General features: G+C 40.1%; 22 protein-coding genes and 4 tRNA genes. 17 read left to right on the forward strand and 9 right to left on the reverse strand.

Translation table 11 applies throughout. From position 1 onward, the window contains the following. Positions 1–33 precede the first annotated feature (33 nt). The 12 genes from PHI47_RS07235 to PHI47_RS07290 all read left to right on the forward strand — a co-directional run bounded on the left by PHI47_RS07235 (position 34) and on the right by PHI47_RS07290 (position 13,868). Complete coding sequence (locus PHI47_RS07235; protein ID WP_299935557.1) at positions 34–903, forward strand: hypothetical protein; 870 nt, start codon at positions 34–36, stop codon at positions 901–903. Further along, complete coding sequence (locus tag PHI47_RS07240; protein ID WP_299935560.1) at positions 900–2,612, forward strand: ABC transporter ATP-binding protein; 1,713 nt, start codon at positions 900–902, stop codon at positions 2,610–2,612. The genes PHI47_RS07235 and PHI47_RS07240 overlap by 4 nt, the downstream gene beginning before the upstream one ends. Positions 2,613–2,643: 31 nt before the next feature. Then, entirely contained in the window at positions 2,644–3,807 is a 1,164-nt protein-coding gene (locus PHI47_RS07245) for a hypothetical protein (protein ID WP_299935563.1), read from the forward strand. 6 nt (positions 3,808–3,813) lie between these two features. Then, entirely contained in the window at positions 3,814–4,479 is a 666-nt protein-coding gene (locus tag PHI47_RS07250) for a bifunctional 2-polyprenyl-6-hydroxyphenol methylase/3-demethylubiquinol 3-O-methyltransferase UbiG (RefSeq protein WP_299935565.1), read from the forward strand. Beyond that, on the forward strand, positions 4,480–5,418 hold the full coding sequence (locus tag PHI47_RS07255) for a glycosyltransferase family 2 protein (RefSeq protein WP_299935567.1): 939 nt from the start codon (positions 4,480–4,482) through the stop codon (positions 5,416–5,418). After that, positions 5,400–6,479: a glycosyltransferase gene (locus PHI47_RS07260; RefSeq protein ID WP_299935570.1), complete on the forward strand. Its 1,080-nt coding sequence runs from the start codon at positions 5,400–5,402 to the stop codon at positions 6,477–6,479. The genes PHI47_RS07255 and PHI47_RS07260 overlap by 19 nt, the downstream gene beginning before the upstream one ends. Further along, positions 6,476–7,585, forward strand: coding sequence for a glycosyltransferase family 4 protein (locus tag PHI47_RS07265; protein WP_299935573.1), 1,110 nt, complete (start codon positions 6,476–6,478; stop codon positions 7,583–7,585). The genes PHI47_RS07260 and PHI47_RS07265 overlap by 4 nt, the downstream gene beginning before the upstream one ends. Beyond that, entirely contained in the window at positions 7,575–8,180 is a 606-nt protein-coding gene (locus PHI47_RS07270) for a sugar transferase (protein ID WP_299935576.1), read from the forward strand. The genes PHI47_RS07265 and PHI47_RS07270 overlap by 11 nt, the downstream gene beginning before the upstream one ends. Further along, positions 8,167–8,799 carry an acetyltransferase gene (locus PHI47_RS07275; protein WP_299935579.1) on the forward strand — a complete coding sequence of 211 codons (633 nt, stop codon included), beginning with the start codon at positions 8,167–8,169 and terminating at the stop codon, positions 8,797–8,799. The genes PHI47_RS07270 and PHI47_RS07275 overlap by 14 nt, the downstream gene beginning before the upstream one ends. Before the next feature lie 67 nt (positions 8,800–8,866). Next, positions 8,867–10,978 (forward strand): STT3 domain-containing protein, encoded by a 2,112-nt coding sequence (locus tag PHI47_RS07280; RefSeq protein ID WP_299935582.1) that lies wholly within the window; start codon positions 8,867–8,869, stop codon positions 10,976–10,978. A gap of 2 nt (positions 10,979–10,980) precedes the next feature. Further along, positions 10,981–12,090, forward strand: coding sequence for a UDP-N-acetylbacillosamine transaminase (pglE, locus tag PHI47_RS07285; protein WP_299935584.1), 1,110 nt, complete (start codon positions 10,981–10,983; stop codon positions 12,088–12,090). Next, positions 12,087–13,868: a nucleoside-diphosphate sugar epimerase/dehydratase gene (locus PHI47_RS07290; RefSeq protein WP_299935587.1), complete on the forward strand. Its 1,782-nt coding sequence runs from the start codon at positions 12,087–12,089 to the stop codon at positions 13,866–13,868. Before pglE ends, PHI47_RS07290 begins: the two co-directional genes overlap by 4 nt. On the opposite strand, the gene PHI47_RS07295 is transcribed toward PHI47_RS07290, so the two are convergent. The 3 genes from PHI47_RS07295 to ilvD are packed head-to-tail and all read right to left on the reverse strand — an operon-like array spanning position 13,798 to position 16,827. After that, complete coding sequence (locus PHI47_RS07295; protein WP_299935589.1) at positions 13,798–14,358, reverse strand: hypothetical protein; 561 nt, start codon at positions 14,356–14,358, stop codon at positions 13,798–13,800. The two genes, PHI47_RS07290 and PHI47_RS07295, sit on opposite strands and share 71 nt — an antisense overlap. Next, the gene (locus PHI47_RS07300; protein ID WP_299935591.1) at positions 14,336–15,088 is read right to left on the reverse strand and encodes a UDP-2,3-diacylglucosamine diphosphatase; all 753 of its coding nucleotides are present in this window, start codon (positions 15,086–15,088) and stop codon (positions 14,336–14,338) included. The genes PHI47_RS07295 and PHI47_RS07300 overlap by 23 nt, the downstream gene beginning before the upstream one ends. Before the next feature lie 50 nt (positions 15,089–15,138). Then, on the reverse strand, positions 15,139–16,827 hold the full coding sequence (gene ilvD / locus PHI47_RS07305) for a dihydroxy-acid dehydratase (protein ID WP_299935594.1): 1,689 nt from the start codon (positions 16,825–16,827) through the stop codon (positions 15,139–15,141). A gap of 154 nt (positions 16,828–16,981) precedes the next feature. Here ilvD and PHI47_RS07310 point away from each other — a divergent pair. From PHI47_RS07310 to PHI47_RS07325, 4 genes are all read left to right on the forward strand, one after another. Then, positions 16,982–17,056, forward strand: a tRNA-Gly gene (locus PHI47_RS07310). A 61-nt stretch (positions 17,057–17,117) separates the two neighbouring features. Further along, positions 17,118–17,204: transfer RNA gene (locus PHI47_RS07315), tRNA-Leu, on the forward strand. 11 nt (positions 17,205–17,215) lie between these two features. Continuing rightward, a tRNA-Cys gene (locus tag PHI47_RS07320) sits at positions 17,216–17,289 on the forward strand. A 29-nt stretch (positions 17,290–17,318) separates the two neighbouring features. Beyond that, positions 17,319–17,406 (forward strand) — tRNA-Ser (locus PHI47_RS07325). Between the two features lie 112 nt (positions 17,407–17,518). Here PHI47_RS07325 and PHI47_RS07330 read toward each other — a convergent pair. The 6 genes from PHI47_RS07330 to cowN all read right to left on the reverse strand — a co-directional run bounded on the left by PHI47_RS07330 (position 17,519) and on the right by cowN (position 25,392). Then, positions 17,519–20,254, reverse strand: coding sequence for a calcium-binding protein (locus tag PHI47_RS07330; RefSeq protein ID WP_299935596.1), 2,736 nt, complete (start codon positions 20,252–20,254; stop codon positions 17,519–17,521). After that, positions 20,255–21,436, reverse strand: coding sequence for a WD40 repeat domain-containing protein (locus PHI47_RS07335; protein ID WP_299935598.1), 1,182 nt, complete (start codon positions 21,434–21,436; stop codon positions 20,255–20,257). A gap of 109 nt (positions 21,437–21,545) precedes the next feature. Next, positions 21,546–22,700 carry a WD40 repeat domain-containing protein gene (locus PHI47_RS07340; RefSeq protein ID WP_299935601.1) on the reverse strand — a complete coding sequence of 385 codons (1,155 nt, stop codon included), beginning with the start codon at positions 22,698–22,700 and terminating at the stop codon, positions 21,546–21,548. Between the two features lie 46 nt (positions 22,701–22,746). Then, entirely contained in the window at positions 22,747–23,931 is a 1,185-nt protein-coding gene (locus tag PHI47_RS07345) for a hypothetical protein (protein ID WP_299935603.1), read from the reverse strand. A 205-nt stretch (positions 23,932–24,136) separates the two neighbouring features. After that, positions 24,137–25,012 (reverse strand): AEC family transporter, encoded by an 876-nt coding sequence (locus tag PHI47_RS07350; protein ID WP_299935606.1) that lies wholly within the window; start codon positions 25,010–25,012, stop codon positions 24,137–24,139. A 77-nt stretch (positions 25,013–25,089) separates the two neighbouring features. Then, the gene (cowN, locus tag PHI47_RS07355) at positions 25,090–25,392 is read right to left on the reverse strand and encodes a N(2)-fixation sustaining protein CowN (protein WP_299935607.1); all 303 of its coding nucleotides are present in this window, start codon (positions 25,390–25,392) and stop codon (positions 25,090–25,092) included. Positions 25,393–25,543: 151 nt separating this feature from the next. Here cowN and PHI47_RS07360 point away from each other — a divergent pair, with 151 nt between their 5' ends. Continuing rightward, positions 25,544–25,774 (forward strand): CDGSH iron-sulfur domain-containing protein, encoded by a 231-nt coding sequence (locus tag PHI47_RS07360; RefSeq protein WP_299935609.1) that lies wholly within the window; start codon positions 25,544–25,546, stop codon positions 25,772–25,774. Positions 25,775–25,779 lie beyond the last annotated feature (5 nt).

Below are 25,779 nucleotides of genomic sequence, written 5' to 3' on the forward strand. Positions count from 1 at the left end.
TCAACCATAAGTACGCGTGAGTGAGCCAAATTGATGATACCGCTTTCCATATCTCAAAAACAAGTAGTTCTGCACTTTTTTGAAGATGATATTAAAATCGTAAAAAAATATTTTAATGCCATCGGTTTTGATTTTGATGATGAATTCCGCTTTGATGTTTTTAAAGAATTTATCTACTCTGCCGCTGGTATGTTCAAAGATTTGGATACCACCATTTACAATCAAGAACTTGTCAGTAAATTTAACACCATCCGCTATCTGAGTGAGCGCTATAGCGATTTTGAGCAGCGCACCAACTTTGCCCAACGAGTCTATACCAAAGACTTTTTACTTGCACAGGAAGGATATGTTGCTGAAAAACATCAATTTGAACTTCTCAAAGCTGAACTGCAAATGCTTATTGGCAAAGAACAAAGCCTTACAGCTAGACGGGAAGTAATGGAACGTCAGTTTATAGACGAAGCCAATCTCATTTCGGACAAAGAAGCGTTTGAACACGAGCTGAAAAAAGTTCGACGTGAACAAGTCGATACCATTCATATGATCGGAAATCATAAACACGAACTTGATGAGCGGTTCATTACCCTCAAAACATTTGAAGATCAGCACCGCGAAGAGTTTCTAACCTATTTCAATGAAATAAAAGAGAAACTCACCTACCAATTTACGCAAGCACTCAACTATTTCGGATACGATTTTAACGAGGCACTGTTTCGCAATTCCGAACTTTCAAGCTCTATTCAAAGCTTTAAAAAAGAGGCCGGAATCCAAGGGGATATCAATCTATGTAAATACGTCGAATATTATCTGCGCAGTGTTGTTCCTGAAGCTCTATCTGATACAGGGCACAAAGAACGACTTCTTATCGCAAAAAAATATTGTGACCGTGCAGGGAAAAAATGAGGCTTTTTTTTACGAAGCTTTTCTCTATTCTAACCAAACACGATAAAAAATTTCTTTTTATCCTAATTTTCATCTCCATTACAGTCTCCCTCATTGAAATGATCGGAGTAGGTGCGATTCTCCCCTTTATCAACATCGCCAGTAACTTTACAAATATTCACACAAACACTTATACCGAGAAAATATATACTTTCTTTCGCTTCGACAGCGATATTAATTTTGTGATAACTATCGGTATTGGCCTTTTGATCTTTTATTTTTTACGTTCACTGCTTAATCTCGGATACTTTCATCTGTTAGCCAAATTTTCAAAAGGACGTTACCACCTCATCGCGTATCGACTCTTTGAAAATTATTTGGGGATGAGTTACCGTTCTTTTATCGATAAAAACAGTGCAGATTTATCTAAAGCCATTGTTAATGAAGCGCAAAACATGACGGCACTCATCTCCGGTCTCCTACTGATGCTTAGTGAAGTATTCGTTGTAATATTCATATATGCGATAATGCTTTATATCAACTGGAAAATCACCTTTTTAATCAGTACTATCCTTATTGTCAATGCTTTTTTACTCACAATGACCGTATCTCGTGCTATTAAAAAAGCAGGAATTTCCCGTGAAGAACATCAAAAAAAGTTTTTTGAAATTATCCAGAGCAGTCTCGGAAACTTCAAAATGATGAAACTCACTTCCAGCACCGAATCGATTCTTGAAAAGTTCAACCTAGCCAGTTCAGGTTATGCGTCAGCTAACATCCGAAATGAAACTCTGACCCATTTTCCCAGACTTTTCTTAGAAGCACTGGGTTTTGGCATCGTTATTTTCATGGTGCTCTATCTGATTCACAAGTATCAAAGCGATATATCCGGAGCATTAGCACTAATCTCAATGTTTATATTAGGGCTGTATCGTCTGATGCCCTCCGCCAACCGTATCCTCTCAGGCTATAATCAAATCCTTTTTTACAAAAGTTCCCTAGATATTATCCATAACGATTTGATGTATGATGCAGAAAAACTTCAAAACATCCCTATCAGTTTCGGCCAAACATTGCAACTCGATCATATCTGCTTCGAATACAATGAAGAAAAACCCATCTTGGAAGATATTTCTCTCACGATCCATAAAGGGGACAAAATCGCCTTTATCGGTGAAAGCGGCAGTGGTAAATCAACCCTTATTGATCTCATTATTGGACTTTATCGACCAAAAAGCGGAACGATCAGTATAGACGGAACACGATTGGATGAGTCCAATATCAAAGCGTGGCGAAGTAAAATCGGGTATATTCCCCAAAGTATCTACCTCTTCGACGGTACGGTAGCCCAGAATGTCGCTTTCGGGAAACCTATCGATGATGTTCAAATTAAAGAATCTCTTCGTCAAGCCAATATTTTAGAGTTTTTGGAAATGCACCACGAAGGAATTAATACTAGGGTTGGAGAAGGGGGAATCAAACTCAGCGGAGGCCAGCGTCAACGTATAGCCATCGCACGAGCCCTCTACGGAAAGCCTGAAATTTTAGTCCTGGATGAAGCCACCAGTGCTCTTGATACTGATAGTGAAGCCAAAATTATGGAAGAAATCTATAAAATTAGTGAGAATAAGACTTTAATCATAATTGCGCATCGATTGAGCACAACCACTAAATGTCAAAGTACGTATCGTCTAGAGAAGAGGAAATTGGCTCTAAAGCGACTTATATAACTAACGTTATACTCACTAAGAAATGGATAGAATGAAAACAAAACAAAATCAACTTTTTGATTTTCTTATTGAAAATCAAAAGATTTATCCCTTTTTTGCCACCAAAATTGAGCAATCCGTGCGGCTCATGTTACGCTATTTAATAATACAAAAATTAATTTATAAAATTTTATTTCGAAATTTAACCCATAAAAAATATCTTTTTTTTGGTTTAAAGTATAAAGAGCTTATAGAATCCTTATCAAAAAATGATGTATTGCTTCTAGGAGGGGGTAAAAGTTATCTCAAATATAGTTTAAAAACAAAAATACCTACTCTTTTTGTTTATAACTATTTTAAATTTTTGCTTCCTTTTTTTAAAAATATATCTTCTGATTTTTACCCTCTTTCACAATCGATTAAACATTTAACAAAAAGATTAATACAAACGGATGCTTGCTATTTGATTGTAGAAAGTGATTCTTTACCTCCTCATAGAATGATTATCCAAGCAGCAAAACAAGCACATATAAAAACAATTTGCATACTTCATGGCATTAGTACATCAACATGTCCAGCGACTCTTTCAGACGGGCAATATGCTGATTACATTTTTGTTTATGACGATCATCAAAAAAATGTTTTAATACGTGCCGGAATAGAATCAAGCAGAATACGTGTCTTTGGTTTTTACTATCCTATCCCTCTTCATCCTCCTTTAAACCTTGATCGCAAAAAGGTTTGTGTGTTTGGTCAACCATGGAAAGAATACAATATAAACATGTTTGAGCATTATCAAACTTCTACCCGTTGGATCATCCTAACTCTTTTACAAAACAGATTTGATGTAATCTATAAGCCGCATCCAGCAGAACAAGAAATATCATACATTCAGGACATATCTAATGAAGTTATGATAAATTATTTTGATATGGAAAGTTGTTTAGCGGAATATGATCTTTTTGTTTCATATGCAAGTACAGCATTACTTGAAGCAACTCTGCATGGGAAATTGGCGGTTCAAATTTATACAGGAAATCTTTATGACGATAATTTTGAAAATTCCGAGTATGCATATACTGTCAACCTATATGATACAGATTCTTTTATTTCCCATCTGGAGCATTCTAAACCGATAGTTCCCCTTCATTTGATTGAGTTATCAAAAAAGCCATTACAACAAAGATTCGAAGAAATTATTAGTACTCTGGAATAAAATCATATGAAAAAAACATTCTATCAAGATAAACCGGATGGCTACTTTACCTCAGTTAGATTTGATTTATTAAGTCTTATTCCCAATGAAAATAAAAACAAAAAGATGCTTGAAATCGGTGCAGGAGGTGGAGATACGCTTTTATATGCCAAACAACATGGATATGCCAGTCATATATACGGCATTGATCTTTGCCAAATAGAAAATTCTTATCAAAACAACTCTCAATTTGATCAATTTATTATTGGTGATGTAGAAAATATCGACTTACCTTTCGATGAAGCGTCTTTTGATGTAATAATATGTGGAGATGTTCTAGAACATCTCCTAGATCCATATAGCTTAGTGAAAAAATTAAAACAACTTTTAACGCCAAATGGAATTCTTATAGCGAGCCTTCCAAATATAAGGGAGTGGCATGTACTTATGGATATTGTTGTCAAAGGTGATTTTAACTACCAAAAAACAGGTATTTTAGACAAAACACATCTAAGATTTTTTTGTAAAAAAAATATAAATCATTTGTTTTTAAATAATGATATGAGTATATTAAGTTGTACAAGTAATATCGATTTCACCGGCTATAAGAAAAAAATTTTCAATCGTATTACCAATAGATTATTCGAAGAATTCCTCACTGTGCAATATTATTATGTCGTAGGAAAACACTAAATGCAATTAATTTCGATTGCAATGACAACCTTTAACGGCGAACAATATATAAGCGAGCAAATTGAATCAATCCTCAATCAAACGCATACGAACCTTCAGATAATTATTTGCGATGACGGCTCTACTGATTCTACGCCCCGTATTTTAGAAACCTATGCAAATAAAGATCCGCGCATTACCATTATTTTCAATGACACAAATATTGGATTGGTAAAAAATTTTGAAAAAGCTCTTTCTTTATGCGCAGGAGAATACATCGCCCTAGCCGATCAGGATGACATTTGGGAAAATGACAAAATAACCTGCTTACTCTCAGCAATCAAGAGTTCTCTTCTTATTCATTCCGATGCAACGCTTATCGACGCTCACGGAACGATTATCAATAACTCCTATACCCGCTACTCGAAAAAAAATCTCGAAAAAAACATTTATTCGTATATAATAGAAAATAATGTTACAGGATGTACAACACTCTTTTCTCGGGAACTTCTCACATATGCACTACCTTTTCCAGAAAATATTTTAGTTCACGATTGGTGGCTTGCACTCTGCGCTTACAAACATGGAACTATTACCTATCTAGATCAGCCCCTTATCCGATATAGGCAGCACGAAAGCAATCAAATTGGAGCATCCGAAACCTCTAAAATTCATTCATTTGAACAACGTGAAAAAGCCTATAAAAAAACAACTTTATTTTCAAAAACTCTTTTGAAGGTACCCTTCTTTTCGACGGAAGAGAAGATTTTTATTGCCCAATTAATCCAATATTACGAAGATTTTTTTTCAAAAACTTGCCGATTCCATTCTCTTTTCTTCCATCTAAGATATTTTCAATATTTTAATGAAAGCAAACCTTTTTCTTATAAGTTAATCGGGCTTTGTTTATCGTTTTTTGGAGCAAATAAACAACGAATTTTATGGAAATATCTAACATGATAAACCTCACTTTTTTCACAAAATATCCAACACAGGGCGCAACCAGCCGATATCGGAGTTTTGCTTTTGCATCTCGCCTTTCTGAAATGAATTACAATATCGAAATTCAATCGTTTATGCCTATTGATTATTTAAATCGTTTGTTTTCCAACCAACCCAAGCAAAAAAGCCAAATTCTCCTTTCTTATCTCGAACGGTGTTTGGCGGTATTTCGTTCATCTCAAAATCTCATCATCGAGCGTGAACTTTTCCCTTATCTCCCCTATGGAATTGAAAAGCGGTTTTTACAAGGGAAAAACTATATTCTCGATTACGATGACAACGTTTGGGAAGACTACCACGGTAAAAAAATGCTTGAGGGCAAATATGATGATCTTGTCAAAAATGCTGCCGGCGTTATTGTAGGGAACAATTTTCTTGAAGAGTATGTGAAAAAACTCAATCCCAGTGTCATTAAAATTCCAACAGTTATTAATCTTGATACTTATCAAACAAATGCAACTCCACAAAAGTTTGACCGTTTCTCGCTGGTATGGATCGGTAGTCCCATAACCTACCGTTATATAGAAGCGTTTGCCTCTATGTTTCAAACTCTTGCAAAAAATCTTGATTTCGATCTCATTATCATTGCTTCCAAAACATTGGAAGGCAGAGCAATATCGGGTGTATCAATGAAATTCTATGATTGGTCAAGTGAAACAGAAGTCGCACTTTTAAAACAATCCCATATAGGGATTATGCCCCTCAATGATGATCCTTTCAGCCAAGGAAAATCAGGATTCAAACTGATTCAATATCAAGCGGCCGGACTACCTTCGGTAGCAAGTCCTGTCGGAGAAAATTGCACCATTATCCAAGAGGGGATGAATGGTTTTTTACCTAAAAAACACAATGAATGGATTGATGCAATTACACAGCTTCATAATGACGCAGGTCTCTATACTCAATACTCGCAATATGCTCTCCAAAATGCTTTTCATTTTTCGATACAAAAATATTTCCCGATTTATAAAAACTTTATTGATACACTATTTAGTACCAAAATAGAAACAAAACAATGACCTTCGGCTTCCTTTCCCACCTCGATTACAACCTTTGGCTCTTTCGTCTGCCGATCATGCAGGAACTGGTACGTCAAGGACATACAGTATATGCCATTTGCCCCTCAGGAGAAATAAGTAACTCATTTTGCGAACACGGCATTACCCATATCCCGTATGAAATAGAGCGTTCGAGTCTCAATCCGTTCAAAGAATTGGATGCTATACGAAATATCTATATTGCCATCAAACCTCTTAATCTCGACATCCTCCACACCTTTACCGCCAAGCCTAATATCTACGGCACTATTGCAGGAAGATTCGCCCATGTGCCTCGTATTATCAATCTCGTCGAGGGGCTGGGAAGTTTTTATCTCGAAAACGATTTAAAAAGCCGTATTGTCCGTAATCTGATAGAGATACTCTATCGTCAAACGTTTAAACTCGCCGATACCGTAATGTTTGTCAATCAAGATGACCCTGCTTATTTCGTTCACAAAAATATTATCCCTCAATCAAAAGTTTTTAGCATCAAAGGGGTTGGAATCGACACCGCTCTTTGGAGCCCGTTACCGAAAACAGACACGTGGATTCGTGTCACCATGGTTGCGCGTGCTCTCAAACACAAAGGGGTGCAAGAGTTCATCGATGCTGCAACGATACTTACACAACACTATCCCGAGGTATCGTTTCAATTTGTCGGCGCACCCGATGAAGGGAACCGTTCAAGCTTCCCTGAAATATTTATGAAAGAACAGACCTCCATACATTACCTCGGACACCAAAATAACATCCGTCACATACTTTCCCAAAGTGATATTTTTGTTCTGCCGAGCTATCGGGAAGGGTTACCACGCACCTCTATGGAAGCGATGAGTATGGGACTGCCTATCGTTACAACTGATGTCGTCGGATGCCGGGAAACAGTGGATGATGGAATAAACGGATTCTTAGTGCCGCCGTACAACGCTTTAGCGCTCTCAGAAGCGATCAAGAAATTGATTGAGAACCCTGGTTTGCGTTCTCGAATGGGACAAGCGGGAAGAGAAAAAGCCTTAAGAGAGTTCGATGTGGCTACAATTGTCGACAAACATCTAGAAGTGTATGGACTGAAACGTGTACGTTAATCTCATCAAACCTCTATTGGATCGTTTCGGAGCATTGATTTTATTAATTCTCTTTTCACCTCTCATCCTACTCGTCACACTCGTGATTAGCGTTAGCATGGGACGTCCCGTTTATTTTGCTCAGCGCCGTCCCGGATTGCATGGTCAGATCTTTACAATCTATAAATTTCGTACCATGACGGATGAAAAAGATTCACAGGGGAACCTTCTGCCGGATTCAGAACGATTAAAGGGGATAGGTCAATTCATTCGAAACCTTAGTTTAGATGAGCTCCCCCAACTGCTCAATGTTCTCAAGGGTGAAATGAGTTTTATCGGACCGCGTCCTCTCTTGCCGGAATATTTGCCGCTCTATACCCCGCAACAGGCACGTAGACATGATGTCAAACCCGGCATCAGCGGATGGGCTCAAATAAACGGACGCAATGCGATTAGCTGGGAAGAAAAATTTCGATATGATATTGAATACGTCGAAAACATATCGTTTGCTTTCGACCTTAAAATCTTTTATCGTACCTTGACAAAGCTTTTAATAAGAGAAGGAATTTCCCAAAACGGAGAAGCAACGATGGAAAAATTCAATGGAACAAAATAAAGTAATTTATATTTATGGCGCAAGTGGGCATGGACGAGTAATTGCCGATATTGCTTACGCATGCGGTTACACGATAGGCGGCTGGATTGATGATAGCATATACAATGATGCCCCGGACTGGGAAACATTTATTCAGACACATACATCCTGTCCCATTGCATTGGGCATTGGCAACAATTATACACGCTTTGAACTATCCGAAAAAATCACTCGATTGGGCTATCAGCTTCCCGCTCTTATTCATCCTTCAGCCATTATTTCACCCTCAGCTGCTATCTCCTATGGAACCGTGGTTATGCCGTTATCCGTCATCAATGCCCATGCCATTATCGGCAAAGGGGTGATTGTCAATTCCGGAGCCATTATAGAACACGATTGTATCCTCGGCGATTACTCCCATATTTCCCCAAATGCCGCGCTGGCAGGAAACGTCACCATAGGTGACTACACTCACATTGGAATTAGTGCGACTATCATTCAAAACATAACGGTTGGAGTACACGCTCTCATCGGTGCCGGTTCAGTGGTTATTGATCATATACCGAATAATTGCACGGCAGTGGGTGCCCCATCAAGAATTATCTCCTCTTCATTGAAACCACACCCTGTATCATCTTAAATCCATTTTTATGGGTGGTTTGGATACACTAACAAAAATTTTGTATAAACCAAAAGGTAAAAAAATAATGAATTTTTTAAAACTTCCCAAAGAAGATTTCGGAATTAAACTAACACTTTTCCTCATCATTATTGCGTATCTCTTCTCACTCTCTATGCGCTACATTTGGGTCTCTGAGGTTAAAAATACACAGCAGTTTTATTGGCATAACGAACTAATGATCAATACCAATGACGGTTATTATTATGCTGAAGGAGCCCGAGATATTTTAAAAGGTCACCATGAGCCTAACGATCTCTCTCCGATTACTGAACCGATTGCACTTTTAACGGCATGGCTCTCGAAAATAATTCCCGTTAGTTTTGAAACACTGATCCTTTATATGCCCTCCTTTATCGGGTCGTTAATCGTAATACCGATTCTTTTAATCGGACGGACGATAGGACAAACCGGTATAGGCTTCATTGCCGCCCTTATCGCCAGCGTAACACATAGCTACTACAACCGCACCATGATCGGCTATTACGACACCGATATGCTGACGATCGTTTTACCCCTCTTTTCCCTCTATTTTATCCTTTTGGCAATCACCCATCAGCGCAATCGACTTCTCCTACCCATAACTGCTGCTTTTGCTCTAGCTCAATGGTGGTACCCTCAGAGTTATTCACTTAACACTGCTATTTTAGTTGTCACACTTATCTATGCGGTGATTTTCGAACGTAAAAATCACTATTTCTATAAAATTGCTCTCTTTATCATCATCGGCGTTTTATCCCTTCCGATTTGGCTTAAACTTACTATTGCGTTGGGAGTTTTTTCATTTTTTCATTTTCTGCCGAAACTCGATCAAAAATGGTTTTGGTCTTTGTTTACCGCCATCCTTATTATTTATTTTACGACAGGGGGGATTGACCCGATTTGGGCTCAGTTAAAAGGGTATCTTTTCCGTGAGAGCGTCTCAAATGAGGCCGGCGGACTTCATTTTTACAATGTAGCCCAAACCGTCCGTGAAGCAGGTCATATTCCCTTTAATGTCTTTGCAGAACGGATCAGCGGGCATCCGATTACTTTTCTGATTGCCTGTGTCGGTTATGCGTTTGCTGTTATCGCATATCGTCCTCTTTTGATCACCTTACCGCTTGTAGGTCTTGGTTTTATCGCCATGTCGGCAGGTTTACGTTTTACAATCTATGCCGTTGCACCGATGGCAATTGGATTTGCCTACTTTCTGATGCTCATTACTAAACCGATAGAAAAATCATGGTTGAAATACACTGCACTACTCGTGTTCATGGGAGCTGCTCTCTACCCTAATTATCTGCACATCAAAGAGTATATGACACCGACTGTTTTTACTGCCCAAGAAATCTCAACACTTGATCAACTCGGTAAAATCTCCGGACGGGAAGATTACGTCATTACCTGGTGGGATTACGGTTATCCAATACGCTATTACTGTGATGTTAAAACGCTTGTGGACGGGGGAAAACATAGTGGTGATGTCAACTATCCCGCAAGCTATATTTTAACCCAACCGCAACAAAATGCTGCAGACATGGCACGACTAAGTGTTGAATATACTGAACGAGGGTATGCAACTAGCAGTTCAAATGAAATCATCGCAACCATGCTGAAAGCGTATAAAGCCGATTCGATCGATGATTTGATGGTTAATGTTCAACTCAACCCTGCTTCATTGCCAAAACCGACACGCGATGTATACCTCTATCTCCCTCTACGAATGATGGAAATATTACCGACGGTAACCCTCTTTAGCTCCCTCGATCTTAAAAATCCGGATAATCACCCTCAAGAGCCTTTTTTCTATATGACTCAGCAAGTTAAAGATACGGGCAAAACCCTTGAACTCGGTAACGGCATCTCCATCCTCAAAGAGAAAAGTATTCTCAAACTCGGAAAGCAAGAAGTGCCGATCAAAGGATTTTACCAAGTGGGCTACAACAAAGCCCAAAAGCTAGATATTACCGAACAGCATTTCTCCTCTGAGGGGCTTAATGTCATCTTTATGGCAAGCTACGGGCGATTTTTAGTAATGGATGATTTTTATTTTAATTCTTCCTACATCCAAATGTTCGTCTTTGATCATTATGACCCGAAACTGTTTGAGCCAATCATCCTTGATCCGATGAGCAAAGTCTATAAACTAAAAGTATGAAAATGCAAAATCAGCGCCTTTTCCTCTCCCCTCCCCACATGAGCGGAAGAGAGCAATCCTACATCGCTGACGTGTTTGAAAGTAACTATATTGCCCCTCTTGGGCCTATGGTAGATCGCTTTGAACACAGTATTCGAGATCTTACTCGTGTGCCGTATGCTCTCGCACTTAGCAGCGCTACTGCGGCGCTTCATTTGGCTTTGCGGGTTCTGGGAATAGGAGCGGGAGACATCGTATTAACCTCATCCTTTACCTTTATCGGCGGGGTTGCCCCAATCCTCTACCAAAATGCGACTCCGGTTTTTATCGACAGCGATTCCGGAAGCTGGAATCTCGATCCGCTCCTCCTCGAAGAAGCAATAGAGCGATCTCCGAAAAAGCCTAAAGCCCTTATCCTCGCACATCTCTACGGCCAATGCGCTGATTTGGAAAAAATCATCGCTCTTTGCAATCTTCACGGTATTGCTTTGATCGAAGACGCGGCAGAAAGTCTCGGTACCACCTATAACGGTCAACAAACCGGAACCTTCGGTACCTTCGGCGTCTACAGTTTTAACGGAAATAAAATCCTCACGACCTCTGGGGGAGGAATGCTGATTTCCTCTAACAAAGAGCTCATTGAAAAAGCCCGTTTTTATTCCACCCAAGCGCGTGACGATGCTCCTCACTATGAACATACGGATTATGGTTATAACTACCGTATGAGCAATATTTTAGCCGCTATCGGTGTAGCTCAAATGGAAGTACTACAAGAGCGAATAGCGACTCGACGACAGATCTTTGAGTGGTACACCCAAGCACTGGGAGATATTGGCGAGATTACCTTTATGCCGGAACTTCCGCATACAAAAGGAAACCGTTGGCTCACTGCCCTCACGTTTGAACACTCTAATCCAAACCGAATCCGACTTGCCCTCGAAGATAAAAACATTGAAAGCCGTCCCCTTTGGAAACCGATGCATCTGCAACCTCTTTTTAAAGATGCCATGTGTTGTGAAAACGGTACGTCCCAGCGCTTGTTTGAAAAAGGTCTCTGCCTCCCCAGTGGAACCCAGATGAATCGTGACGATGTCGAACGCGTCTGCACCCTTCTAAAAAAGGCGCTGCAATGAACGGATGGCTTCGTCCAAGCAGTGCCAAACGGATCACTTTTTTTCTCCTTTCCGACGTATTTCTATCCCTGTTTACCCTTTTCTGCGCTTACCTTTTACGCTTCAACTTTGATATTCCACCCGAATTTTTAGATCCTTTTATTGTGGTTGCAGTTACTCTTATCAGCATCAAAGCCTTCTTCATCCATTGGTTTAAAAACTACACCATCATTTGGCGTTTTTACGGTTTGCAAGAGGCCAAAAATCTCTTTTTTGCCCACCTTGCTACGTATGCAGTTTTCGCTTTAATTCATACTGTCAACTCCACACTTTTTTCCCCTTTTCCACGTAGTGTTATCATAATCGATCTCTTTCTTTCATTCATCTTTCTAGGTGGAATTCGTCTCTTAAAACGGATGCTCCTCGATATCAGTGGACCTCGTGAAAACCTCGAACCGACGCTGCTTATCGGTATCTCCGCCAGCACCGCCAATCTCATCAAAAGTATGCTGGAAAGCTCAAATGAATACTATCCGGTAGGGATTATTGCTCTCCAAGAGAAAAATTACAATATGATCGGTTCGTACCTCAACAATATCAAAATTTCCGGGAAAAGTGATATTCCCACCTTTCTAACAAACAAATCAGTCACCGCCGCTATCATTGACGGGTCACTGCCAAACGAATATCTACGAGAAGCCTATCAGCTCCTCAGTGATGCAGGGGTACGAAATATCAAACGTTCACGAGGGCTGGATGATACCCACAACCAAATAGAGGAACTCTCGATCGAAGAGCTCCTTGCCCGACATCCGAAAGATCTCGATACCGGGACCATCGGAGTATTTATACGGGGGAAAACCGTCCTTATCACGGGTGCAGGGGGAAGTATCGGCAGCGAAATCGCTCAGCAATGTCACCGATTCGGTGCGGCTAATCTGATTTTACTCGATCACAGTGAGTACAATCTTTACCAAATCGGGGAGAAAATACCCTCAGCAACAGTACTACTTTGTAACATTATCGATAAAGAGATACTCGATACGATTATGGCAGATGCACATGCCGATATTGTCATTCATGCCGCAGCCTACAAACATGTACCGCTGTGCGAAGCCAATATTCACGCAGCAATTATGAATAATATTATCGGCAGTCGAAATGTCATCGACAGTGCCATCGCTAACAATGTTAGTAAAGTTGTTATCATCTCTACTGATAAAGCGGTACGCCCTACGAATGTTATGGGGGCAACTAAACGGATTGTGGAACTCTATGCCCAAAACGTTGATCCCCGCAACAGCGAGATTGTCTCGGTACGATTTGGCAATGTCCTCGGTTCCAGCGGAAGTGTTATTCCGAAGTTCAAGTCCCAAATCGAAGCAGGTGGCCCCATCACTATCACCCATCCGGATATTACCCGCTATTTTATGCTCATCAGCGAAGCGTGCCAACTCGTCCTCCAAGCCGCCGCTATCGCGCGCGGCGGAGAGCTTTTTATCCTCGATATGGGCGAGAGTGTAAAAATCACGGATTTGGCTCAGACCATGATACGGCTCTATACCTCTGAACCCATAGAGATTATTTATACCGGATTGCGTCCGGGTGAGAAACTTTATGAGGAACTTCTAATCGACGAAAGTGAACAAAAAACCGCCTTTGAATCGATTATGATCGCACGATCTACCCCCTATGATATAAATCTTTTAAATCAGGAAATAGACGACCTTACCCTCTCGTCTGAGGCACGTTTACTCTTACAAAATATCGTTCCTGAATTTGCTCCATCGCACGAATAAGAGTAAATAAATCGCTGGGGGAAAGCTCATGCGGATGATACTGACGAATCGGTTCTAACACTGTCAAAAAAGATTCATAACGAGGAGATCGGCTTCGAGCCATCAGCCGATACGCATATGCTAAATCATCGGCATTGCTTTTGGAACAGAACCACCGCTTTTTATCATGCAACCCCACTCGAAACACCTGTGAGAAAACAATTCCGATCCAATCGTACGACGTCCCATTTTTACGCAATTGTCTGTGTTCTACCCGATCTACAATCTCAGAGGGCAATTCAATTTTGCACACTTCCCAATCCGTGGTATTGATATCCAAAGTATGTGTGCGTGAAATAAATCGAAAGCGGTCGTTTGAATGATATAAACCGTCGCTTCGTCCGAATTCACAATGTGAAAATGGGCTTTTAGTCCATAAACGAACCAGTTTTTCAGCCAATGTACCCGACCCTTTGTAAAAGACGATGCTAACGGTTTTGGTCGTGTTCATAAATTTCGAATCTCCCGTCATGATGCTCGACGATTGCCGTACACGATTCAACCCAGTCCCCACAGTTGAGATAATCGATATCGTTGATGACTCGTATCTCTGCGTGATGGATATGCCCGCAAATCACTCCATCATACCCTTTTTCATCCGCATGAGACGAAAGAACCTCTTCATAATCGGTGATAAAGCTCACCGCCTGCTTGACACTTTGTTTTGCCATTTTGGAAAGCGACCAATAGTGATATTTACCAAATAAACGACGGATAGTATTGATCGGACGATTAAGCCGAAGCATAAACAGATAACACCGATCTCCCAAATGGGCAACCCATTTTTTCGTCATCGTTACCGCATCGAACATATCGCCATGAACGACAAGATAGCGCTTTCCATTCATACCGTAATGAACTTTTTCATGGGTAAAGGAGATGTTGTCCCCCATCATCATCGGTAAAAACGGTCGCAAAAATTCATCATGATTACCGATGATGTAGTAGATATTTGTCCCTTTTCGGGCTTTTCGGAGGATTTTTTGGAGAACATCGGATTGAGCTTGACTCCAACGCCAGTTTCGGCGGAGTTCCCATCCGTCAATAATATCACCGACAAGATAGAGGTTTTCACATTCAACGTTTCGGATAAACTCCAAAAGACGATCCGATTGAGCGTCGCGCGTTCCGAGATGGAGGTCAGAGATAAATACACTGCGAAATGACAATAATTCATTCATGAGAGAAAGTGTAACCCCGAAGGATTACAATCTGGTGACAGAAAAGAGGTTTACAATTCCGTTTTTAAAGCAGCACCGTTAGAGGCATTAGAGACGAGAAGACTGTAGCGTTTGAGCCATTTAGAGGGAATATCTTTTTTGATCGGTTTCCAATGAAGACGACGTTGCTCCAATATTTCGTAACTCACATTGAGCTGTAAGAGATGGCTGTCAACATCGAGTTCGATCTCATCACCATCAACAATTAGAGCAATCAAACCACCCTCTGCCGCTTCAGGGCTTACGTGCCCGATAGAAGCACCACGTGTTGCACCAGAGAAACGTCCATCGGTGATAAGAGCAACGCTCTCACCAAGCCCCATCCCCATGATAAGCGCCGTAGGAGCAAGCATCTCTTGCATCCCTGGACCACCCTTAGGACCTTCGTAACGGATAACGACGACATCGCCCGCTTTGACTTTATGCCCCATAATTCCGGCAATGGCTTCATTTTGGGAGTTAAAACAAACAGCACGGCCTTTAAACTTACGCATATTCGGGGTAATTCCCGCTGTTTTAACGACTGCTCCCTCTTCGGCCAAATTACCAAATAAGATTGACAAACCGCCGACCGGAGAGTACGCATTTTCATTCGTATGGATGATATTCGTATCTTTGATCACTGCATCTTTGATTCGCTCGCCGAGTGTCTCACCAGTCACGGTCATAGCGTCTGTGTGCAGGATTCCACCACGTCGTGAGACTTCTTTCATAACAGCGTTAACACCGCCGGCACGGTTAATGTCATCCATATGAACCGTAGAGAGAGACGGGGAGATTTTTGCGATGTGGGCAACATTCTCAGAAATTTTGTTGATTTGGGTAATATCAAACTCAACTCCCGCTTCCTTAGCGATGCTCAACATATGCAATACGGTATTCGAGCTTCCGCCCATCGCCATATCGACGACGAACGCATTATGGATCGCTTTGTCATTGAGAATATTTTGCATATTCCATTTTTGGGAATTTTCGTCTTTGACCATCTCGACGATACGACGTGCCGCCGTTTTAACCATCTCGATACGCTCCGGCGTCATTGCGAGAACCGTTCCGTTGCCCGGCAATGCAACCCCCATCGCTTCACAGAGGGTATTCATCGAGTTTGCCGTAAACATCCCCGAACAGCTTCCCCCGCTCGGACACGCTTCACACTCGATCTCATACAGCTCTTCATCGGACATTTTTCCATCCGCATGTTGTCCAACCGCTTCAAATGCCGTCGCCAAATCGATCGCCGTTCCGTCTTTTTTGTGCCCAGCCTTCATCGGCCCGCCCGAGACGAAAATCGTCGGCACATTGACGCGCAATGCTCCCATCAGCATACCCGGAACGATCTTGTCACAGTTAGGGATACAAATCAATCCATCCAACTTATGAGCATTCATCACTGTTTCGATACAGTCAGCGATCAATTCACGGCTCGGTAATGAGTAAAGCATCCCGTCATGTCCCATCGCGATACCGTCATCCACCCCGATCGTATTAAACTCGAACGGTACACCGCCCGCTTCACGAATCGCCTCTTTTACGATACGACCGTATTCCTGGAGGAAAAAGTGACCCGGGATAATATCAATATGAGAGTTGGCCACTCCGATAAACGGTTTGTCAAAATCTTCGTCTTTAAGTCCCGTAGCTCTCAAAAGGCTCCGGTGAGGGGTTTTATCAAATCCGCGTTTAATGGTATCACTACGCATGGGATTCCTTTGCAATTATATGGTTTTAAATTGACGCGATTATAGCGCAGTGGAACTCTAAAAAAGATATACCTCAAAAAAAATAATAAAAAAGGAAACGAAACTCTTTACATGCCATAAATTTTTTGATATACTTCCAGTCCACAAAAACAATGCGGGAATAGCTCAGTGGTAGAGCACAACCTTGCCAAGGTTGGGGTCGCGAGTTCGAACCTCGTTTCCCGCTCCATATACCTCAGTTGAAATATCGAGAAACCGATGTCTTAACTGAGGTATTTTTTGTTATCGTTGCCCGGATGGCGAAATCGGTAGACGCAAGGGACTTAAAATCCCTCGGTGGTAACACTGTGCCGGTTCAAGTCCGGCTCCGGGCACCACATACATGGATGGTGGTATGGCCAAGCGGTAAGGCGCTGGTTTGCAAAACCTTGACCCCCAGTTCGAATCTGGGTACCACCTCCAAAATGTAAAAAATAGCTTCATTCTTATACGGGTCACTGGCAGAGTGGTCGATTGCACCGGTCTTGAAAACCGGCGAGGGTTAAACCTCCCAAGGTTCAAATCCTTGGTGGCCCGCCATCACAACACAAAATTCCTTCTTCAAAACATCAACACTTCAAAAATCCATTCAATATAACTTTTTACATTACGTACGTAATCAACGGCAACGTCACAAGAGATACGATAATCATTAAGCTACCAAAAAGTCCGCATTCGTAATCGAAGGGTGAGAACCGGTACCAAGGAGTGCGAACTGGGTTGCGGCAATGCTTCCGATTCCATCAGCATCATAATACAACGCGCCTGTAGTCGTATTGTAGAGGATATAGTCATTGGCATCACCTGCGGTACCGGTAGCGTTTGCTACAAAGTTAGAAGCAGAAAGAGTGCCTATAGCAGTTAGCGCAGTAAAGATATCATTTTCGAATTTAATTGTATCATCAACGGAACTAAAGTCAGTAATGATATCTTTATTGGTCCTTGCATTGAGCACTGTATTAAAGACAAAGGTATCAGCTCCCGTACCACCGTTTAAAACATCATTTCCGGTGCTGCTATTGATTAGATCGTTACCTCGTCCCCCATATATTCTTCCGGTGCCGTAGAGAGTATCATCACCTGAGGTACCGATACTCCATGAGCTGATATTAAATGATGAATTATCAGTGAAAGAAATGAATTCACTGCTCCCTTTCGTAGTAAAAAATTGAATTACAGTTATGAGATCAGAAAGCTGATCGATATTGTTGCTGTCGCCATTGGATCGGACACCCAGAAGTAAATTGCTACCGTCTCGTTCTGCATCGATCATATCGATAGTAATTCCGTCTCCAAAAGAGATCGTATCATCACCAGCATTAACCGCTTTGAGGGTGAGGTGTTTCGTGAATCCATAGCGCACTGCTGTTTGGATAAAATTGTAATCAAGAATCATGTCTTTTCCATCACCTGTATTAAAGAAATAGGTATCGTTGCCTAGATCACCGTTTAGATAGTCATTGCCGGCTCCACCGTTGAGAGTATCATTCCCATATTTGCCCATAAGCATATCGTTGCCACTTAATCCGTTGAGCGTATCATTGCCTGCATCACCAAAAAGAGCATCCTTATAATTAGAGCCGGTAAGATTTTCAAAATTGAGAATAGTATCGATTCCTGCACCGCCTGTAGCTTGAGCCGTTGTAAGAGCGATATTAATGGTGATTCCGGCAGTAGCAGTGGCATACGAGAGAGTATCGATGCCGTTACCGCCGTCCATAACGTTGTTTCCTTCGCTACTATAAATTGTATTATCAAGAGCATTTCCGGTTCCGTCGATGGCAGCTGTTCCTGAGAGGGTAAGGTTCTCAGTAGTCTCTTCGAGTTTCCAACTGATAGTACTCACTATGGTATCAGAACCGCCAGATATATTTTCAATGATTCTATCACTAATGCTATCGACATAATAAATATCATCCCCATTATTTCCGATCATGGTGTCGGCTCCGCTGCTTCCATTGAGGATATTATTGGCACTATTTCCCATCAGGAAATTATCCAGAGCGTTTCCGGTAGCATTAATGGCTGTGTTCCCCATAAGGACAAGCATTTCAACATTATCACTTAATGTGTAGGTTACGCTGGACAGAACAGTATCATTTCCTCCGTCAGCTTGTTCCGTAATGCTATCTGCCACATTATCCACAAAGAATGTATCGTTTCCACTGCCTCCATTGAGAGTATCAACTCCTCCGTTACTGCCTGAGCTATTTCCTATACTGTTTACGGATACAAGGCTGGCTTGGCTATCCGTGAGAGGTAAAGAAATATCTAATGTATTTGTAGAATAAAAAAAGTTTTTTATATGAATCGTTGAGCCTGCTATATGCACCTCTACATCTGGACCTAACATAGTGTAAATCTCTTCGAACGCTCCTTTCCATGTTCCCGTCCAATTTCCATTAGCATCGTAAACTTTCTCTCCGCCTATCAGTTTTAGGTATCCTCCGTTCACCTGGACCAATACTGCTCCTTGTGCTCCGTAATCGTTTATAAATGCATCACCACCATCTATAAGATAATAATCGTAATCCTCAGCACCGGATAAATAATTACTCGGATATCCACTGCTAATGATGATATCATTTCCTATTCCACCGTATGCCGCATCATGTCCTACAGTATAGATGACATCGCTACCAGTTTCTCCATATAAGTAGTCTGGATCCGTATCATTTCCTCCACGCAGAATATCATCATCATTACCTCCATATAGATAATCAGCCCCCGCACCGCCGTCGAGGATGTCGTTTCCTTCTCCCCCTTTGAGGGTATCATTACCGCCTCTACCATAGACAGTATCATTACCAATACCCATCTCAAATGTATTGCCATTATCATTTCCAACAACCGCTACATCAAAGCTTTCCGTATTTTTATGTGCTGTGTAGGTATACTTTGTTGTTGCAGATAATGAAGTGTCTCCTCCATTATAATAATTCCATTGGAGGGGCACGTCGTCATGTGTATCTTGAATCGTATATTGACCCCACTCATCATGTCCACGGTATCCGGTACGAAGATCATAACCCATTTCAGTTCTGTAAGCATTTTCAACACTGAGAATATTGTCTTTTTCACCATTATGACCTACAAGATGACCGAATTCATGAATAAGCATAGTTGCGATTGTCGAATAACCGAATGTATTTGCACCAATCGGAAACCCAAATTCATCTTGAGTACTAAGATAAATCGTATTATTATCTCCTGTGTAACTTTTTCCCCCGTAATCCACAACAGTAAGCAAAATGTTGTCATTCATAAGTTTAGAAATTACTTGTTGTCCTATTGTTGTTTCTAAGAGCTTATTCATAGCCGTTTGAGCATTTTCCGTAATACGTCCACTGTTATATAAATTATCAATATATTGTTCTTCAGATGTCATTTATTCCCCTTTACCGGTTGTATTTAAATTTTTGATGTCCCAAACATCAATTCCGCCATCGACAACATGGGCTAAAGTAATATATTTGCCATCAGAGATTTCATGCAAATACTTAAAACCCGGTCTTCTAACTTGACGATCGGTTGTCCATTCATCCAATAAAACATACGAATCGACAATTTTGCCACTATCGATGTCAAAACGTTTTAATAGTGCAATTTCTCTATATCGCTCACTTGACAACAAAGTACTTTCTTTAGGTGGTGTGATCTTTATTTTATCGGTATACTGATCGATAAAAATCCCATACTTTCCATCTTTAGAGAGGGTCAATACTGGAATTCTTCCTTTTACTGGAATCTTATATTTCAGTGTATTGCTACTTATATCAAAAGTTTTAATACATATATCAATCGCTTTTTTACAGTCTTTGCATAATGTATCTTCATCCATCGTACTTAAAATGATATTTTTACCATCAGCCGTAAATTCTATGGCTCGGTCATTTGTAAAAGACAACAAAGAAGGTAAATAGCGATGATTTGGATCTAAGGTTTCATCAAAGATAGTGATTTTCCCCTTGCTCTTTCCAGTTCTTGGATCAAAAATATCAATCCATCTACGAGCATCCATAAATGAAAAAGCATTAACATGATTGAAGCGAGTGTATAGTGGACTAGAAGGTAAATCAATACCTCTATCCACAGATGCAGGCGTTATAATTAATTGACCCGTTTGTAAATTCCAAAGTTTGGTCGATTCTTGCCTTGATGCAGTCATTACCCTGCTATTATCATCTGAGATTGAGACACTAGTAATCTCTTGCGTATGTCCGTCTATCTTTCGTACTAACGTCTTTTTCGGAAGATTCCATATCTCTACCTGACCTTTTAAATCTCCCGCTATGATCATTGTCATATCTTTGGAGAGATCGGTGCTGGTGATGTCATCGAGGGTTGTGTGTAAAACTGCAATATTATTTTTATCTTCGAGATTCATGATAAAAATATTGCCGCCCAATGAGCCCATCACGACAAATTTGCCATCTGATGATACATCCACATCTTTGATTGGACCAAAAAGTGTAGTGTGTTGAATTTTCTCGGATGGTGTCGACTGTACTGAACCATCCTCGGAAAATAAACTCGTAATAAGAATGATGATGATAAGTAACGTTTTCATTAGACAGCCTTTTTGTTAAATTGTGAATTGATCGACTTAAATGTGAATTTACTTGTACCTGCTTGTTGCGAAATACAAGCTGTTAATTGCGCTTCCGTAATCGTTGCCATTAGTTATTCTCCCATTTCATGATTGATTTTAATGTTTGTTGTACGATTTTTGGATCGTACAGGTTTAAAGTGCGAGATTGTTCTTTACCATCTTGGAGACGCTGATTAAATATTTTTAACCCATTGTCTGAACTATCAAAACTCCCATCGGGTGTTACAATAACCCACTCGCCGTTTTCAAAGATATACAATTTTAATAGCTCTTTGTCATTTTTAATATCCCATATCCGCATATCGTTTGTAATGACGGTATTTTCATTTAGATATGCTATTCCAAATATATTCTGCTTTGATAATTCAGGCAGTTCACGAATAAGCTTTCCAGTTGATATTTCGTAAATACCGATTTTCTTCGCAAGACGCAGCAGCATTTCGTTTGTATGTGTTTGTCTATTATTAATAAAGTCTTCCCCGAAAACATATGCTTCTCCAATATCTATACGGTATAGCTTTTGATTGGTTGCGATATCCCAAGCATCGAGATGAAATTTTCTGGTTGAGAAATCAAAAACTTTATTAATAAGAATTTTTCCATTTGGACTGAGAACAGGATAAACGAGTCCGCTATCTGCATCTATAACACCAACTTCGGATTTATCATCATAAATAAATATATTTGACTTAAATTCAGTTATAAATCTTGAATATGCAAATACACTTATCCTCTGGTTCATATAAATTTGATCAGCATTACCTTCGAAAAAAATTATTTCTCCGTTAATAAGATTATAGAGAGCTATATAATCGCCTTTATTATCACGGTAATACTTAAGCAATAGCCTATTTCCATCAGCATTTACATAGGGTGTTGTATCAAGAAAATCATAAGTTGATAAATTCAAATCGACAATCAACTTAGATTCCCCGTTTTCAATGTTAAGAGAATTTATATATCCTTGTTTTTTTGATGTTACAATCACATTACTAGCATTGATTGTCGCTGTAATCGGTGAAAAGTTATCAACTTTTGATGGCGCAACGATCGTTTTTGCCCCTTTGTCTGAAAAATTGACAAATGTTTTACATCCATCAAAAAGTGTGATACTCTGAGATTTTGGAGAAAGTATGTATCCGGTATTACCGAAGTATTTACAGTCGTTGTCCTGAGCCCATACTCCTATCGTAAGTAGGATTAATAGAATGATGTGTTTCATGCTGTGATTTCCTTTGGTGAATTTGTCGTATCGATTTGAGTTCCCATTAGTTATTCTCCCATTTCATGATTTGATTTAAGATTTTTTGTACGTACTGGGGATTGTATTGTGCTTCATTCAGCGGTTTTTCTGAACTCTCTTTGATATGGTCATTAAAAACTTTTAATCCGTTTACCGAACACTCAAAACTCCCATCAGGTGCTACAATAACCCACTCACCATTTTCAAAGATATAGAGCCTTAAAAGCTCTTTGTCATTTTTGATATCCCATATCCGCATATCGTTTGTGATGACAATATTTTCATCAAGATATGCTATTCCAAATATATTCTGCTTTGATAACTCAGGCAGTTCACAGATCAGCATACCTGTTGATATCTCATAGATACCAATTTTTTTTGCTTTGCGTAAAATCATCTCATTAGTGTTAAATTCTTTATGAATAAACTTTTCTCTCAACAAATATGAATCATTCGTATCTATACGATATAGTTTTTGATTTTTTGCTATATCCCATCCATCGAGATGATATTTTCGGGTTTGTAAATCAAATACAGCGTTAATTATAATTTTTCTATTTGGACTAAGAACAGGAGAAATAAAGCCAGCACCCGTAAATGATGGAAGGTATGAAACTTCACCTGTTCGCTCTCCATTTTGGTTAAGTATTAATATTCGCTTCAGAGCAGGAAACATCCCATTTTTTACAATTACAAACTCGCCGGTTTCAGGATTCATGGAAGCCTGACTGAAATCGTTAACTGTAAAGATTACTTCATTATTAATAGGATTTAAAAGAGCTACCGTACTATATGTTCCATCTACAGAGTATTCAATCAACAACCTATTTCCATCCACATTTATATAGGGTTTTCCACTAAAAGAACCACCGTCAGTAAAATTTAAATCTATAATTTTGTTTGATTTTCCATTCTCTATATTGAGTGATTTAACAGAACCTTGCCTATCTGTTACTATCACCACTTCACTGCCATTGATTGTTGCCGTCATCGGTGAAAAGGAAATAATATTTGTCGAAGAAATAATTTTATTTGTTCCTTTATCTGAAAAATTGACAAACGTTTTACATCCGTCAAATAATATTAAATTATGACTCTTTGGAGAGAACGCAATTCCGGGATAACTACCACATTCAGGATTGATGAAAGGATAATTTTTTTCTGCAAAAACTCCTATTGTGAGGAGTATAATTAAGATGATATGTTTCATGCGGCGAGTTCCTTTATGGTTCGTTGTTAAATCTTGATAAGTTATAATTAATAACTATATCCAATTTAGTAAAAGTATTTTAATTTTTTATAGTTATTTTATGGTACATACACACAAACGATACTTTTAGAAACATAACTAATATGTATAATATTATTTTTTATTGCAGAAATATTAGTAGATGGGTGAAAAATCCAACCCGTATTTACATCAAATAGCTAATCAACGGCAATGTCACCAACGATACAATTATCCCATATCCTACCAATGCCGCGCTCAGCTCCGGTGCAAATCCTGCCGCAATCGCGAGAGCCCCCGCCGTAATCATCGAGGGCATTCCCGATTCGAGTACGGCGGTTTTTAGGGCAAGGGGATCGGTTCCCAACGTGTGTAAGATCCCAAATGCAATGAAAGGCATAATCATCAGCTTCAGAATCAGTGCCTTGGTAAACAGCCCATAATCAACCTCTCCGCCGAATTTCATCGAATACCCTACCGAGACCAATGCCAACGGTACCAACGTGGACGAGAGAAGCTGTAAATACGACTGAGAGGCATAAGGCATCTCTCCAAAAATAAGGGCGAATACGAGAAAGATAAACGGAGGGAAGAGAAGGAGTTTTTTGACAATCAATCGTTTATGGAATGTTCCTGTCTCATAACGTGCGATCACCGCCGCACCATAGAGCGAAAGAATCAAAAAGGTACCGAATTGATCGTACATCAGGACATACGGTATCGCCTCTTCGCCCAACAACGTATGAACGATCGGTATCCCGACAAACGATGTATTCCCCAGCGGCATAACTAATAGCAGTGCGGCACGAACATGGGGAGGCTGATTGCGCGTCATGGCAAATACCATTGCGACGGTAATAGGCAACAGTATCCACGGGATCAAAATCACCCCCAACGCAGAAAAGTCCAGATGAATTTTTGGAACTTGAAGTAATACCGTAGCCGGAAGCGATACATAAATCACAAAAAAATTGAGACTTTTAGCAAGATCGGCAGGGGCATCTGTTTTTTGGAGCAAAATACCAATCATTAACAATGTGATAATAAAGGCAAACTGCTCCATACGCTACTCCGGTTGTGATGGGCGAATAGTAATCGCATACCCCTTGTAATTCTATAAAGAAAAAGGGATAGTATTCATCAACAACACTGATATTCGCAAGTCGTCATTAACTCAAGCCCTAAGGAATGAGCACTTTCCTCAAATAGTTCTTCAATGTAAAATACCGACGAGCAGATATGGTATAGCACCTTTTCATCCGATTTGTGTTCATAGTAGCATTGGGGAATTTTTGCTGTAAAAGCTTCCCAAAAACGGTTGTTATAGCGTTCATCTTTGGTCACTTCCAAAATACAATCAATTACATCAGAGGCGTGTTTATAACAATCTATATTCATAAAAGAGAGATATCTGTCTGCTTTTTCACCGTTTTCGCTGTTCACGTTTTAACCTTTTTATCGTTTATAGTATTGTATATCCAACGGCACTGTTTTTCGACTCCCGGTTAAAGCAAAATATCTTTGTGACTGCTCATATTTACGACAATACCAAAATCGTGCTATGATTCTTTACTATCTGTAACGGAGGCGTATCATGGAAACCAAGTTTATAAATGACCCCTTTAAAGCATCGTTGGATGCCAATAAAGAGTATTGGTACTGTACGTGCGGACTCTCATCAACTTTTCCGTTTTGTGACGGAAGTCATGAGGGAACCGATAAGATGCCTATCAAATTTTCCGTTGATGTCGAAACCGATAAATGGCTGTGCCGATGCGGACGATCGGGAAGAAAGCCCTATTGTGACGGTTCACACCAGCAGTAGGACCA

The organism is Sulfuricurvum sp. (assembly GCF_028713855.1).
In the GTDB taxonomy this organism is placed as follows: Bacteria; Campylobacterota; Campylobacteria; order Campylobacterales; family Sulfurimonadaceae; genus Sulfuricurvum.